This is a genomic window from Bradyrhizobium sp. ERR14 (assembly GCF_014198235.1).
GTDB lineage: Bacteria > Pseudomonadota > Alphaproteobacteria > Rhizobiales > Xanthobacteraceae > Bradyrhizobium.
Genome location: NZ_JACIHD010000001.1, coordinates 64,521 through 77,660, shown reverse-complemented (window position 1 = coordinate 77,660; position 13,140 = coordinate 64,521). Strand labels below are relative to the sequence as shown.

Here is a 13,140-nt window from a genome sequence, read left to right as displayed (position 1 = left end):
TGCGACGACAACAAAAAGGGATGGCATGCCAGAAATTAAGATCGTCACGGAGGTCGCCGGGCGCGTCTGCGCAACTCCCGTGCAAGTTGGAGGAACCATTGCGGATGGCGATGAAATTGTAATCGTCGAAGCCATGAAGATGGAAATACCGGTGCTCTCGCCTGCAAGCGGCACGATCACATCGCTTCTCGTCAAGCTCGACGACGTCGTTGCGGAGGGACAGGCGGTCGCGATTGTCGCGTGTTGACGGCGTTATCCGTCGCTTCCGCGGCAATCTGTCAGTCTCGTTCCCGCATGCGCGGTACGGCGTTGCCATCGCCCGACGCGGGTGACATGATCCGTCGCAAACAAAACTCTGTTTCAAACAAAGAACGAAAATCTTCGCGGCAAACGCGAAAGATCATTGGAGGGAAACATGCTTCGTGGGCTGCTCGTGCTCGCGCCTGCCTTGGTGGCGGGCATCTCTTTTGCGTCTACACGCTATTCGTTCGCCGAAGACATCAAGCTGCCGGCGACGTTGACGTTCACCGCCTATGACACCGGAACCGCCGGCTTCAACATCGCGGTCGGCGTCGGCAAGATGATGAAGGACAAATACGGCACCGACGTGCGCGTGCTGCCCGCAGGCAACGACGTTGCCCGTCTCGCGCCGCTGCGCGCCAAGCGCGCGGCATCCTCGGCGATGGGATCCGGCACCTACTTCGCGCAGGAAGGCATGTTCGAGTTCGGCGCGAAGGAATGGGGTCCGCAGCCGCTTCAGATCCTGCTTTCGAGCGTCGACTGCAATTGCGGTTCGCTCGGCGTCGCCGCCGACACCGGCGTGAAGGAGCTGAAGGACCTCAAGGGCAAGCGTGTCGGCTTCGTGGTCGGCTCACCCGCGCTGAACCAGAACTCGCTCGCCGTGCTCGCTTTCGCCGGGCTGACGCAAAAAGACATCAAGGCCGTCGAATTCGCAAGCTACGGCGCGATGTGGAAAGGGCTGATCAACAACGACGTCGATGCCGCATTCGGCACCACCATCACCGGCCCCGCCAAGGAAGCCGAGACCTCGCCGCGCGGCCTGATCTGGCCGCCGCTGCCTGCCAAGGACAAGGAAGGCTGGGCGCGAATGCAGAAGGTCGGATCGTTCTTCTTCCCGCAAGTGGCGACCTGTGGGGCCGGCATCTCGCCGGACAAGCCGGTCGAGCTCGGCAACTACCCCTACCCGATCTTCGTCGCCTATGCCTCGCAGCCGGCCGACCAGGTCTATGCGATCACCAAGGCGATGATCACGAACTACGACGCTTACAAGGATTCGGCGCCCGGTGCCGGCGGGCTCGCGGCCGACCGCCAGACCAAGAACTGGGTGGTGCCGGTGCATCCCGGCTCGGTGAAGGCACTGAAGGAAGCCGGACAGTGGAGCGACGCGCAGGAGGCGCACAACAACAAGCTGATCAAGCGGCAGGAGGTGCTGGCAGCCGCGTGGGCCGATTACGGCAAGTCCAACCCGCCGTCGGACGACAAGGCGTTCCTCGATGGCTGGATGAAGGCGCGCGCAACAGCGCTTGCGAAAGCCGACATGCCGAACGGGTTCGAGGATTAGCGCACGATGTTGTTGGGCTTGATGGCCGCCGCGCGAGAAGTGCGCTCCCTCTCCCGCTTGCGGGAGAGGGTTGGGGAGAGGGTATCTCCGCAGTGGGATTCCCCCAGAGGAGACAGCCCTCACCCGGCGCTGCGCGCCGACCTCTCCCGCAAGCGGGAGAGGTTGAGGAGCCCGCGGCTTGATCGATTCAACCAACGGCCATTCGCTTAGTTAGTTACCAGCCCACGCGCGGGGTCGACGATGTCTTCTTTTTTTACCTCCACTGCCCCGCAAGACGAGACCAAGCGGATCGTGTTCGACGACCCCCATGGCGCGGCCGGCAACATGCAGGAGGCCGAAGTCACGCGCGTGCGCACCTTGCGCGGCGCCTGGCGCTGGACGCTGGTCGCAGCGACCGCGGCAACGATCCTGCTCTGCATCAACCAGCAGTTCTCGCTGCGCTTCTTCATCGGCTACACCCAGCTCAACACGGAGTATTTCTATCTCCTGATCGCGTTGATGCTGCCCTTCACCTTCCTGATCTTTCCCGGCACCGAGCGCGCGCCGCTCGACCGGATCCCCTGGTACGACCTCGTCTTGTTCGTCGCGACTTTCGCCGCAGCGCTGCTGCTGATGTCGAACGTGCGCAAGGCGGCGGAGGCCGGCTGGGAGTTCGGCGGCGCGCCGAACAACGTGATCGCGGCGGGGCTCGTGATGTGGGCGATGCTGATGGAGGCGTTGCGGCGCACCGGCGGCTGGAGCCTGCTGTTGAGCGTGCTCCCCTTCACGGTCTATCCGCTATTTGCCGAATCCAGCTGGCTCGGCCCGTTCCGCGGCACGCAATCGACGCTGGAGCAGGCGACCGCCTATCACGTGCTGTCGGGCGAGAGCCTGCTCGGCATTCCGATCCAGGCCTTCGCCGACACCGTGATCGGCTTCCTCGTGTTCGGCACCGCGCTGATGATGACCGGCGCCGGAAAATTCTTCATCAACCTTGCCTTCGCGCTGTGCGGCACCTTCCGCGGCGGCGCGGCCAAGGTCTGCATCTTCGCCAGCGGCCTGCTCGGCATGATGTCGGGCTCGATTATCTCCAACGTGCTGACCGCCGGCACCATGACCATTCCCGTGATGAAGAAGAGCGGCTTTCGCGCCTCCTATGCCGGCGCGATCGAGGCCTGCGCCTCGACCGGTGCGGTGCTGGCGCCGCCGGTGATGGGCGCGACCGCCTTCGTGATCGCGCAGTTCCTCAATGTCAGCTACGCCGAGGTCGCGGTCGCCGCCATCATCCCGGCCGCGCTCTATTATGTCGGCCTGTTCATGCAGGTCGACTCCTACGCCGCGCGCCACGGGCTGAAGGGAATTCCGCGCGCCGAGCTGCCGCGGATCATGGATACGATCAAGGACGGCTGGTACTACGTCTTCGTCATCGCCCTGCTGATCGTGATGCTGCTCTACTTCAAGCGCGAGAGCCATGCGCCATTCTACGCGACCGCGCTGCTGCTGGTGCTCAACCAGTTCTTCTCCAAGGACACGCGCTGGACCTTTGCGACGATCGGCAAATTCCTGGAGGTCAACGGCCGCACCTTCGTCGAGCTGGTCGGCATCCTCGCCGGCTGCGGTCTCCTGATCGGCGCGTTCTCGATGACAGGCGTGGTGTCGAGCCTCGCCAACGACCTCCTGCATATTGCCGGAGACAATCCCTTCCTGCTGCTCGGCATGTGTGCGCTCACCAGCCTGATCCTCGGCCTCGGGCTGACGACGACGGCCTGCTACATCTTCCTCGCCATCCTGGTCGCGCCCGCGCTGGAGAAGCTCGGGCTGAACAAGATGGCCGTGCACATGTTCATCTTCTATTGGGGCATGCTGTCCTCGATCACCCCGCCGGTCGCGATCGCGTCCTTCGCAGCCGCAGGCATTGCCGGCTCGCCGGCGATGAAGACGGGCTGGGAATCGATGTGGGTCGGCAGCATCATCTATTTCATCCCGTTCTTCTTCGTGCTCAATCCGGCGCTGGTGCTGCAAGGGCCGAGCCCGTATCTCGCCGGTCTCGGCCTGATGGGACTTGCGGCGTTCGGCACGCTGTTCATCTGCGGCGGCATCCAGGGCTATCAGCCCTTCGTCGGTGACCTCCGCCGCGCCGGCGCGCTGGAATGGCCGATCCGCGTGCTGCTGGTGATCGGCGGCTTCGTGGTGGCGACACCGGGCGGCGGGATCATGCCGCTGTCGCAGATGCAGGTGACGCTGCTGGGCCTTGCCATCCTTGTGCCCACGGCGTTGCTCGCCCTGCTGCTGGTCCGGCGGCAGACCGTGGTTCCGAACGGGTTGCGCGTGCCCTGATTGCGTTGCACAAGAGAGGCGATGACCCCGCTCTCGCCTCTCGCCGCCGCCTGGACCCGCTCGAAGCCGCCCTTGCTGCGGTTTCTGGACAATTGCCTCAACGAATTCTCCGCCGAAACCTCGGGCAGCGTCGCCGACTACATTCCCGAACTGAGCAAGGCTGATCCTGCCTATTTTGGCATCAGCCTCGCGACACTGGATGGCCACGTCTACGAGGTCGGCGACTCCAGGGTGCCCTTCACCATCCAGTCGATGTCAAAACCGTTCGTGTTCGCGCTGGCGCTGGACCTTCTGGGCGCAGGCCGGGTCGAGAGCGCGATCGGCGTCGAACCGTCGGGCGATCCCTTCAACTCGATCCGGCTTAATTCCGATAACCACCCGTTCAACCCGATGGTCAATGCCGGCGCGATCGCCTGCACCGGGCTGATTTACGACAGCAAGGGCGCAGATGCCTTCGAGCAGATTCGGCTCGCGCTGAGCCGCTTCGCGGGCCGCGATCTCGCCGTGGACGAGGCCGTCTACGGCTCGGAGAGCCAGACCGGCGACCGCAACCGCGCGATCGGTTATCTGCTCAAGACCAACGCGGTGATCTCCGACAACGTTGCAGCCGTGCTCGACGTCTATTTCCGGCAATGCGCGGTGCTAGTCACCGCGCGCGACATCGCGGTGATGGCGGCGACCCTTGCCAATCGCGGCGTCAATCCGGTCACGGGCGAGCAGGTGCTGACGCCTTACGCCATCTCCCGCACGCTGTCGGTGATGACCTCGTCGGGCATGTACGACTATGCCGGCGAATGGATCTACCGGATCGGCATTCCCGCCAAGAGCGGCGTCGGCGGCGGCATCCTCGCCGCGCTCCCCGCCCGCCTCGGGCTCGGCAGCTATTCGCCGAAGCTCGACAAGCACGGCAACAGCGTGCGCGGCATCAAGGTCTGCGAGGCGCTGTCCTCGCACTACGATCTGCACATGCTCAACCGCAGCGACGATGCCCGCAACGCCGTCATCGCCGACTACGATATCGGCAAGAGCCCGTCACGCCGCGTGCGCCGGCCGCAGGAGCGCGAGATTCTCGCCGCGCATGAGCAGGAAGTGCGGATCATCGAGCTGGTCGGCACGCTGTCGCTGTCCGCGGTCGACTACGTCTCCCGGCGGCTCGCTGCCCGACCCCGCCCCCAATTCGTGATCTTCGATCTGCACCGCGTCACCTCCACCACGCGCGCCGGCGCGCGGCTGGTCGCCGAAGCGTTCGAGGAGCTCGCGGCGCTGAACGTGACCGTCGTGCTGTCCGGCGTCAGGCGCGCATCCAAGGAATGGGACACGTTGCGGGAATGGACGGCCGAGCTGAAGAACGTCCGCGACTTCTACCTGCTCGACACCGCGATCGAATGGGCCGAAGACCAGATCGTCTACCGCTACGGCGGCTCGATCGACTTTCATGAGACCACCGAGCTTGCCGAGCAGCCGCTGCTCGAGGGCCTCGGCGAGGACGAGCTGGCGGATCTCGCCTCGATCTGCACCATCCGCACCTATCAGTCCGGCGCCAAGATTCTCACCACGGGCGATCGCGCCGATTCCCTGTTCTTCCTGCGCAGCGGCGCCGTGCACGTCACGCTGCCCGACGGCGTGCGGCTCGCGACGCTGACCGCGGGCATGGCGTTCGGCGAGATGGCGCTACTGGAGTCCACGCGCTCGGCCGACGTCTTCGCCGACATGGCGGCGACCGCCTATGAGGCTCCGCTGCAGGATTTCGAACGCTTCCGCCAGCAGCACCCGCACGCCAGCGAGCGCATCATGCGCAACCTCGCCCAGCTCCTCGCCGATCGCCTGATCGTGGCGAACGCGAAGGTGGATATTTTGACGTCGACGTGAGCGAGCCTACCGGCTCGCCGCCTCGCTCAGCCGCCGCTTGATCTTTGCCGCGCTCCTTTCGAGCAGCTCGGACGGTTTCTGGCCGGTCGTCGCGCAGAGGCAGGCCCAATAATAGATGACGTCGCCGAGCTCATCGACGAGGCCAGCCTTGTCGAGCCAGTCATCGCGCAACAGCTTCTTGATGTGCTCGGCCACCTCGCCGGCCTCGCCCGCGAGGCCGAGACCGAGATAGGAGAGCCGCTCGTTGGACGGATGTTCATCGACTTTCGCAACGCTCGCGGCCCAGGCCGCATATTCATCGATCGTCATTGGCATCCCTCGCCGCGGTGCTTCGATCAGCCCACCACTTCGGTGACGGGCTGGAGATCGATCTCGAACGTCTCCAGGAATTTCGAGGTCATGATGTAGAAGCCGACCGAGAGCTGGAGCTCGACCAGCGCGGCCGGCGTCAGCTTCGCTGCGATCGCCTTGAAGGTCGCATCCGTCGGCTTCCTGAGCTTCACGATCTCGTCGGTGAAGGCGAGCGCGGCGCGCTGCACCTCGTTGAAGCACGGCGCCGCCTGCCAGTTTTCCAGCGCCTCGTTCTGCGCGTCGGTGACGCCGACATTCTTGCCGATCCGCTTGTGCGCGACGATCTCGTACGGCGCCTCGCACAAGATTCCGGTGCGGGTGATCGCAAGCTCGCGCACGACCGGATCGAGCTCGCCCTTGTGACGGATGGCGCCCCCCAAGCGGCAGTACTGCTCGAAATAGCTCGGCGAGTGCGCCATCATGCGGAAGATGTTGGCGTTGCGGTTCTTGTCGAGAATTTCGCGGGTGCGGTCGGATGCCTTGGACGGGTCGCTGTAGCTGATGCGGGCCATGATTTTCCTGAAGTTTTCCCTGATTTTTTGATGCTTTTTGTCGTCGTCCGCGCAAGTTCCCAAAGACTCTATTCGCGCGAGGACGCAGGAGCAACATTATCGAGTCAAATTGCCGCCGCATTGCTGATCGACCCTGACACAGTCGATATTCGCCGCGTGGGGACAAATCGCGGTGAGTACTCGCAAATGGGGTGTTCCGAGTAAAACAATTGGCCATCGGGTGCGCTAGCCGCACAACGATGAGTCACGCCCAAGTCTAGGGAGAAAAAGGCATGAAGGAAGCCACCAAGGGGGCGGCCTCGGGAGCGCTCGCGCATATGCTGGCGGTGACGGCGATGCTCGTCATCGCCAGCATCTTGTTCTACGGGCGTTAGTTGGAGTTCTAGAGTTTTCGTCATTCCGGGGTGGCCCCTCGCACAGGCCAGGCCCAGAATACCCGTTCCAGGCTCGGTCCATGACCGCCCCCGAATGACGAATCCCGTTACATTTCCTTCGTGAAGAACGGCACGATCTCCCCGGCGAACGGTTTGAAGCTCGCGACGACCGAATCGCCGATCGCGAGTCCGTTGTCGCCATGCGCCATCATGCGAAAGCCCTCGGCGCAATCGACCAGCAGGATGTTGTAGGGCACGTGCGCGCGCGTCTCGGGCGTCGCGGCGCGGCAGACCAGCGAGGTGGCGTAGACCCTGCCCTTGCCGCTGGCGCGCTGCTCGCGCGAATCCGATTCGCCACAAGCCGCGCAGAAGGCGCGGTGGAAATACTGCACATGCCCGCATGAGTTGCAGGTCTGGTAGGTGATGGCCGGTTCGCCCTTGGTCCAGTCTGCCAGACGCCCGCTCATCGCACCTGCTCCAGGAACATGCTCACATGCGACGACAGCACGCCGCCGTCGCCATGCAGCAGCGCAATCGAGGCGTCGCGCACCTGGCGGCTCGCCGCCCGCCCCGTCATCTGCAAATGCGCCTCGACCAGATGCGCCATGGCGCCGCCGACGCCGCAATGGCCGTAGCTGAGCAGCCCGCCATGGGTGTTCAGCGGCATCGCGCCGTCGCGGCTGAAATGGCCTGATCGCACGCGGGCTGCGGCCTCGCCGCGGCCGGCAAGGCCGAGGTCTTCCAGCAGCATCGCGAGCGTGATGGTAAAACTGTCGTAGATCGCGGCGTAGCGCACGTCGGAGATCGCAAGGCCCGTGGCCTTCTTGGCGCGGGCGATGGAGATCTCGGCGCCGAGTTCACTGAGCGCGGGCGCGGCCGTGACATGCTGATGGGTATGCGCCTGCGCGCAGCCGCGGATGCGCACGCCCGCCTCCCCGGTCCGCTCGCGGCTGATGACGAAGGCGGCGCCGCCGTCGGACACCGGGCAGCAGTCGAGCAGCTTGAGCGGCATCGCCACCGGCTTCGAGGCCATGACGTCGGCGACGGTAATGGGGTCGTGGAATTGCGCACCGGGATGGGTGCAGGCGTGGGCGCGCATCAGCACCGCGAATTCGGCGAGATCCTGTTCGGTTACGCCATATTCGTGCATGTACCTGCTGGCGACGAGGCCGTAATAGGCGGGAATGGTCGGCCCCAGCGGCACCTCGTAGTCGGGATGGCCGACCTGCGCCAGCGCCTGGATCGAGGCATCACGGCTCTGCCCGGTGAGCCGGTTCTCGCCGGCAACGACGAGCACGTTGCGCGCGACGCCCGAGGTGACGAGGTGATGCGCCAGCATCGTCATCGCGAGCCCCGTGGCGCCGCCGACCTGCACGGCGTGAGCGTAACTCGGGCGGATTCCAAAGTGCTCTGCGAACACGGTCGCCAGCATGATGTGCGGCGAGACGGTGGAATAGCCGCAAAGAATGCCGTCGATGTCCGCGCGCGTCAGCCCGGCATCGTCGAGCGCGGCTTGCGCCGCCTGGCTCATCAGGTCGAGCGAGGACGAGCCTTCATGCTTGCCGAAAGACGTGAGGCCGACGCCGTTGATGAAGCTCATGGTGCCTCCCCTACTCTGGCGGCGAGCGCGTGATGCCGTCGTGCACCATGGCGGCTATCTCGTCGGCGGAGTATCCGATCTCGCGAAGAATCTCCGCGCCGTGCTCGTTGAGACGCGGGGCCAGCCGCACCGGCTCTGCCTCCGTCTCCGACCAGGTCGCCGTCACCTTCATGCTGCGGATCGGCCCCTCGGTCGGATGGGTCACGACGGGGAAGAAATTCGTCGCTTCCAGATGCTCATCGTGCAGGATCGAGGCAAGGTCGTGCATCGGCATGACCGGCACATCCGCCTTGGTCAGCAGCTCGATCCATTCGGCGGTGGGGCGCGTCTCGAAGATGCGCGCGAGCTCGGCATAGACGACATCGATATTGGCGGCGCGGCCGGCGAAGGTCGCAAATCTGGGATCGGCGCGGAGCTCGTCGCGCGCGGTCGCCTTGAAGAAATTGTCCCACTGCTTGTCGTTGTAGACGATGACGCTGAGATAGCCGTCCGAGGTCTTGTAGGGCCTGCGATCGCGCGAGAGGTGGCGGGCATAGCCGCCCTTGTCGAGCGGCGGCTCATAGGTGAGCCCGCCCATGTGATCGCCCATGACGAAGCCGGCCATGGTCTCGAACATCGGGATATCGACCCGCTGGCCGCGTCCGGTGCGGTCGCGATGCACGAGACTGGCGCAGATCGCGCCGACGGCGGTAAGGCCGACGATGCGGTCGACCAGCGCGTTCGGCACATAGCGCGGCACGCCGTCCCCGGTCTGCGCCATCAGCGCCGGCAGCGCGGTGGCGCCCTGGATCAGATCGTCATAGGCGGGCTTTGCGGCATACGGGCCATCCTGGCCAAAGCCGAACACGCCGGCATAGACGAGGCGCGGGTTGATTTTCGAGACGACGTCGTAGCCGAGCTGAAGCCGCGCCATCGCCTGCGGGCGGACGTTGTAGACGAGAACGTCGGCGTCCTTCAGCAGTCGCAACACGGCCTCGCGGCCCGCCGGCTTTTTCAGATCGAGGCAGATCGAGCGCTTGCTGCGGTTGGTGTTGAGGAACACCGGGCCCATGCCGGCGTGGCGCATCGGGCCGATCAGGCGGGTGACGTCGCCATCGAGCGATTCCACCTTGATGACGTCGGCGCCGTAATCACCGAGCATCTGGGTCGCATAAGGCCCCATCAGCACGGTGGTCATGTCGATGACCTTGATGCCCTTCAGCGGCCCCATCATTCGCTCCCGATTGCGCGGGGGCCAGGCGCGGCCCCGCGATTTCGGTCCAGCTAAAGGCAGCAAAGCCGCGCGCACAAGGGCGGCCGGCGTATGGCCGCATGCGCCGCGCGGTGATATCGGCGGCTATTTCTTCTGGCGGGATTCGCGGATCTTGAGGAGCCGGTCGAGCTCTTCGTTCTGCTGGTTGATCCGGTCGGCGATGCGTGACTCGTTCTGCTCGCCTGAGGCGGCCGCGGCCTGCTCGATGAGCTGCCTTATATTGTCCTCGAGGATCGCAATCCGACCGTTGAGTGCGTCCATCGACAGCGAGTCTTCGTAGTCAGTGCTCATGATGCTCTTCCGCCAATCAATCAGGAGCCATAGGGTGGGCCAGGCGAAGCGGGCCCACCATGATCTAACGCAAGGAAGATGGTGGGCACGGCGCCTTCGCGCCTTTGCCCACCCTACGAGAGCCTACTTCAGCGGCTCCAGCACCGAGACGTAGTTGGCGACAGCGGCGCCGCCCATGTTGAAGATGCCGCCGAGCTTGGCGTTCTTGAGCTGCATGCCCTCGGGCGCCTGGCCTGCGAGCTGCATCGCGGTCATCACGTGCATGGAGACGCCGGTGGCGCCGATCGGATGGCCCTTGGCCTTGAGGCCGCCGGACGGATTGACCGGCAGCTTGCCGTCCTTCAGCGTCCAGCCTTCCTTGATGGCGCGGGCGCCCTGCCCCCGCGGCGTCAGGCCCATCGCTTCGTATTCGATCAGCTCGGCCACGGTGAAGCAGTCATGGGTCTCGACGAAGGAGAGATCGGACAGCGTGACCCCCGCCTTCTCCAGCGCACGCTGCCAGGCGACGGTGCAGCCCTCGAACTGGAGGATGTCGCGCTTGCTCATGGGCAGGAAATCCTGGGCGTGCGCGGTGGCGCGGAAGCCGATCGACTTGGCCATGCCCTTGGCGGTCTCGGCGTCGGCCAGCACCAGCGCGGCGGCGCCGTCGGAGACCAACGAGCAATCGGTGCGCTTCAGGGGGCCGGCGACGTAGGGGTTCTTCTCGCTCTCGGCGCGGCAGAAGTCGAAGCCGAAATCCTTGCGCATCTGGGCGAAGGGATTGGCGACGCCGTTCTTGTGGTTCTTGGCCGCGATCAGCGCCAGCGCGTCGGACTGGTCGCCGTATTTCTGGAAGTAGGAGCTGGCGATCTTGCCGAACACGCCGGCAAAGCCGCCGACGGTGTCACCGTCCTCGGGCAGGTAGGAGGCCTTCAGCAGGTTCTTGCCGATCTCGGGCCCCGGGGTGCGGGTCATCTGCTCGACGCCGACGACCAGGACGATCTTGGCGGCGCCTGCGGCAATCGCGCGCAGGCCCTGGTGCACGGCGGCAGAACCGGTGGCGCAGGCGTTCTCGACCCGGGTCGCCGGCTTGAAGCGCAGCTTCGGGTCGGCCTGGAGCACCAGCGAGGCGGTAAAATCCTGCGCCGAGAAGCCGGCATTGAAATGGCCGAGCACGATCTCGTCGACATCGCCGGCCGAAATGCCGGCATCGGCCATCGCCTCATTGGCGACGCGGGTGACGAGGCTTTCGACGGTTTCGGTGTCGAACTTGCCGAACGGCGTATGCGCCCATCCGACGATGCTGGCGGTCATGGTCATGTCTCCCTGGGGTCTCTCTTCCTGAGCTAAGTCTTAGCGCAGGGATGGCAAGACTTCACGCGGGTTTCAGGGCCTTGAGGGTGCGCTGGCAGATGGCAGTTATGCCAGCCCAGTTCCCGGACTTGATCTCGGCCGTCGGGCACAGCCAGGAACCGCCGACTGCGACCACGTTGGGCTCGGCGAGCCAGCTCGCCGCATTGGCCTCACCGATGCCGCCCGTCGGGCAGAACCGCACGTTCGGGAACGGGCCGGCGAGCGAACGCAGGCCCTTGATGCCGCCGGCTTGCTCGGCCGGGAAGAATTTTGCAACGTCGAGGCCGTGCGAAAGCGCCAGCATCAGTTCGGACGCCGTGGCGATGCCCGGCGCGAACGGCAGAGAGCTATGGGCTGCGGCCCTCAGGAGATCGGGGGTCAGGCCGGGGCTGATGCCGAAGGCGACGCCGAGCTTCTCGACACGGGTGAAGTCGGCCGGATTGAGGATCGTGCCGATGCCGACGACGGCCTCCGGGACTTCGGCCATCATCGCCCTCGCCGCCTCGATCGCAACCGGGGTGCGCATCGTCACCTCCAGCGTGCGGACGCCGCCGGCAACCAGCGCGCGCGCCAGCGGCACGGCATCCTGGATACGCTCGATGGTGAGCACGGGAATGACGGTCGCCGCCTTGAACAGCGCGGCGAGATGGTTCTGTTGGGCAGTCGTGGTCATAGGTCTCGATCTTTACTTGGTCGCCTGGCGGGAGGTCGCCGGCCGGTGTCGTTTCTTCGGCGGCATGGCATAGCCCGGAATAATGGCGCCGGAATAGCAGATCACGAGGCTGGCGAGGCGATGCCCAGCCTGAGCGGCCTCGACCGGATCGGAACCGGCGAGCCGGGCCGCGATATAGGCCGCGGCAAAGCTGTCTCCGGCCGCCGTGGTGTCGACGACGGGCTTGGTCATGGGTTCGGCACGGACCTCGCTCGTTCCGCCGGGGAAGCGCAGCAGGCTCACGGGCTCGGCGAGCCGGAACACCAGCTCGGGCGTCGGGATACGTGCCATCAGCTGATCGTTGCTCTCGCCGGGATAGAGCGCGAGCAGATCCTCGGTGGAGGTCAGCACGATGTCGGCGGCGGTGAAAGCAGCCGCAAAAACCTCGCGCGCGACGTCGCGGTCCGGCCACCCCCGCGCGCGAAAATTGGTGTCGAACACGAAGCGGGTGCCGAGCAGGCGTGCGCGCTTGATTGCCGCGAACAGGCGCTCGCGGCCGGGCGCATCGTAGATCGAGAGCGTGATCGCGGAGAGATAGACGATGTCGTAGCTCATCAGCGAGTTGAGGAGCTCATCGGTCTCTGGCAGGCTCATCAGCTGCCGCGCCGCCGCGCTGTCGCGCCAGTGAAAGAACTGGCGCTCGCCCTTCGCATCCAGCTGGATCATGTAGAGGCCGGGCAGCTTGCCGGCCAGCCGCGCGACGCGCCTTGTGCCGACATTCTCCGCGTTCCAGGCCGCGATCATCTCGTCGCTGAGGCCGTCATCGCCGAGCGCGGTGAAATAATCGACCTTGACCTCGAGCCGCGCCAGATAGACGGCGGTGTTGAGGGTGTCACCGCCGAAGCCGCGCGAATACAACCCGCCGCCCTGCCCTTGCCCGGCAGACGCGCCGCCTTGCGCCTGCCTGAGCTCGACCATGCATTCGCCGATGCAAGCAACGCTCGCCATC

General features: G+C 65.3%; 13 protein-coding genes. 4 read left to right on the top strand and 9 right to left on the bottom strand.

Annotated elements, in window-relative coordinates:
* Positions 1-25 precede the first annotated feature (25 nt).
* The 4 genes from GGD62_RS00370 to glsA all read left to right on the top strand — a co-directional run bounded on the left by GGD62_RS00370 (position 26) and on the right by glsA (position 5,767).
* The gene (locus GGD62_RS00370; RefSeq protein ID WP_091954359.1) at positions 26-247 is read left to right on the top strand and encodes an acetyl-CoA carboxylase biotin carboxyl carrier protein subunit; all 222 of its coding nucleotides are present in this window, start codon (positions 26-28) and stop codon (positions 245-247) included.
* Between the two features lie 168 nt (positions 248-415).
* Entirely contained in the window at positions 416-1,582 is a 1,167-nt protein-coding gene (locus GGD62_RS00365) for a TAXI family TRAP transporter solute-binding subunit (protein ID WP_183256642.1), read from the top strand.
* A gap of 240 nt (positions 1,583-1,822) precedes the next feature.
* Entirely contained in the window at positions 1,823-3,898 is a 2,076-nt protein-coding gene (locus GGD62_RS00360; protein WP_183237254.1) for a TRAP transporter permease, read from the top strand.
* Positions 3,899-3,919: 21 nt separating this feature from the next.
* Entirely contained in the window at positions 3,920-5,767 is a 1,848-nt protein-coding gene (gene glsA / locus GGD62_RS00355; RefSeq protein ID WP_183706782.1) for a glutaminase A, read from the top strand.
* A 6-nt stretch (positions 5,768-5,773) separates the two neighbouring features.
* Here glsA and GGD62_RS00350 read toward each other — a convergent pair whose 3' ends face one another.
* The 9 genes from GGD62_RS00350 to GGD62_RS00310 form a co-directional block, all read right to left on the bottom strand.
* Entirely contained in the window at positions 5,774-6,076 is a 303-nt protein-coding gene (locus GGD62_RS00350; protein WP_028145149.1) for a nucleoside triphosphate pyrophosphohydrolase family protein, read from the bottom strand.
* Between the two features lie 26 nt (positions 6,077-6,102).
* The gene (locus GGD62_RS00345) at positions 6,103-6,630 is read right to left on the bottom strand and encodes a carboxymuconolactone decarboxylase family protein (RefSeq protein ID WP_183256639.1); all 528 of its coding nucleotides are present in this window, start codon (positions 6,628-6,630) and stop codon (positions 6,103-6,105) included.
* Positions 6,631-7,111: 481 nt separating this feature from the next.
* Entirely contained in the window at positions 7,112-7,471 is a 360-nt protein-coding gene (locus tag GGD62_RS00340) for a Zn-ribbon domain-containing OB-fold protein (protein ID WP_183706781.1), read from the bottom strand.
* The gene (locus tag GGD62_RS00335) at positions 7,468-8,604 is read right to left on the bottom strand and encodes a thiolase family protein (protein ID WP_183706780.1); all 1,137 of its coding nucleotides are present in this window, start codon (positions 8,602-8,604) and stop codon (positions 7,468-7,470) included. The genes GGD62_RS00340 and GGD62_RS00335 overlap by 4 nt, the downstream gene beginning before the upstream one ends.
* Positions 8,605-8,614: 10 nt before the next feature.
* Positions 8,615-9,814 (bottom strand): CaiB/BaiF CoA-transferase family protein, encoded by a 1,200-nt coding sequence (locus GGD62_RS00330; RefSeq protein ID WP_183707546.1) that lies wholly within the window; start codon positions 9,812-9,814, stop codon positions 8,615-8,617.
* Between the two features lie 126 nt (positions 9,815-9,940).
* Positions 9,941-10,147, bottom strand: coding sequence for a hypothetical protein (locus tag GGD62_RS00325; RefSeq protein WP_018319840.1), 207 nt, complete (start codon positions 10,145-10,147; stop codon positions 9,941-9,943).
* A 123-nt stretch (positions 10,148-10,270) separates the two neighbouring features.
* Complete coding sequence (locus tag GGD62_RS00320; protein WP_183706779.1) at positions 10,271-11,440, bottom strand: acetyl-CoA acetyltransferase; 1,170 nt, start codon at positions 11,438-11,440, stop codon at positions 10,271-10,273.
* A 61-nt stretch (positions 11,441-11,501) separates the two neighbouring features.
* Positions 11,502-12,152 carry a bifunctional 4-hydroxy-2-oxoglutarate aldolase/2-dehydro-3-deoxy-phosphogluconate aldolase gene (gene eda / locus GGD62_RS00315; protein ID WP_183706778.1) on the bottom strand — a complete coding sequence of 217 codons (651 nt, stop codon included), beginning with the start codon at positions 12,150-12,152 and terminating at the stop codon, positions 11,502-11,504.
* 12 nt (positions 12,153-12,164) lie between these two features.
* A complete protein-coding gene (locus GGD62_RS00310) occupies positions 12,165-13,139 on the bottom strand; it encodes a sugar kinase (RefSeq protein WP_179730832.1) in 975 nt (324 codons plus the stop codon).
* Position 13,140: the final 1 nt, after the last annotated feature.

Excerpts from the sequence above, each read along its gene's own strand:
- GGD62_RS00325 (WP_018319840.1), bottom strand. The coding sequence starts at position 10,147 with ATGAGCACTGACTACGAAGACTCGCTGTCGATGGACGCACTCAACGGT.
- GGD62_RS00310 (WP_179730832.1), bottom strand. The coding sequence starts at position 13,139 with ATGGCGAGCGTTGCTTGCATCGGCGAATGCATGGTCGAGCTCAGGCAG.
- glsA (WP_183706782.1), top strand. The coding sequence starts at position 3,920 with ATGACCCCGCTCTCGCCTCTCGCCGCCGCCTGGACCCGCTCGAAGCCG.
- GGD62_RS00340 (WP_183706781.1), bottom strand. The coding sequence starts at position 7,471 with ATGAGCGGGCGTCTGGCAGACTGGACCAAGGGCGAACCGGCCATCACC.
- GGD62_RS00330 (WP_183707546.1), bottom strand. The coding sequence starts at position 9,814 with ATGGGGCCGCTGAAGGGCATCAAGGTCATCGACATGACCACCGTGCTG.
- GGD62_RS00370 (WP_091954359.1), top strand. The coding sequence starts at position 26 with ATGCCAGAAATTAAGATCGTCACGGAGGTCGCCGGGCGCGTCTGCGCA.
- eda (WP_183706778.1), bottom strand. The coding sequence starts at position 12,152 with ATGACCACGACTGCCCAACAGAACCATCTCGCCGCGCTGTTCAAGGCG.
- GGD62_RS00365 (WP_183256642.1), top strand. The coding sequence starts at position 416 with ATGCTTCGTGGGCTGCTCGTGCTCGCGCCTGCCTTGGTGGCGGGCATC.
- GGD62_RS00320 (WP_183706779.1), bottom strand. The coding sequence starts at position 11,440 with ATGACCGCCAGCATCGTCGGATGGGCGCATACGCCGTTCGGCAAGTTC.
- GGD62_RS00335 (WP_183706780.1), bottom strand. The coding sequence starts at position 8,604 with ATGAGCTTCATCAACGGCGTCGGCCTCACGTCTTTCGGCAAGCATGAA.
- GGD62_RS00360 (WP_183237254.1), top strand. The coding sequence starts at position 1,823 with ATGTCTTCTTTTTTTACCTCCACTGCCCCGCAAGACGAGACCAAGCGG.
- GGD62_RS00350 (WP_028145149.1), bottom strand. The coding sequence starts at position 6,076 with ATGACGATCGATGAATATGCGGCCTGGGCCGCGAGCGTTGCGAAAGTC.
- GGD62_RS00345 (WP_183256639.1), bottom strand. The coding sequence starts at position 6,630 with ATGGCCCGCATCAGCTACAGCGACCCGTCCAAGGCATCCGACCGCACC.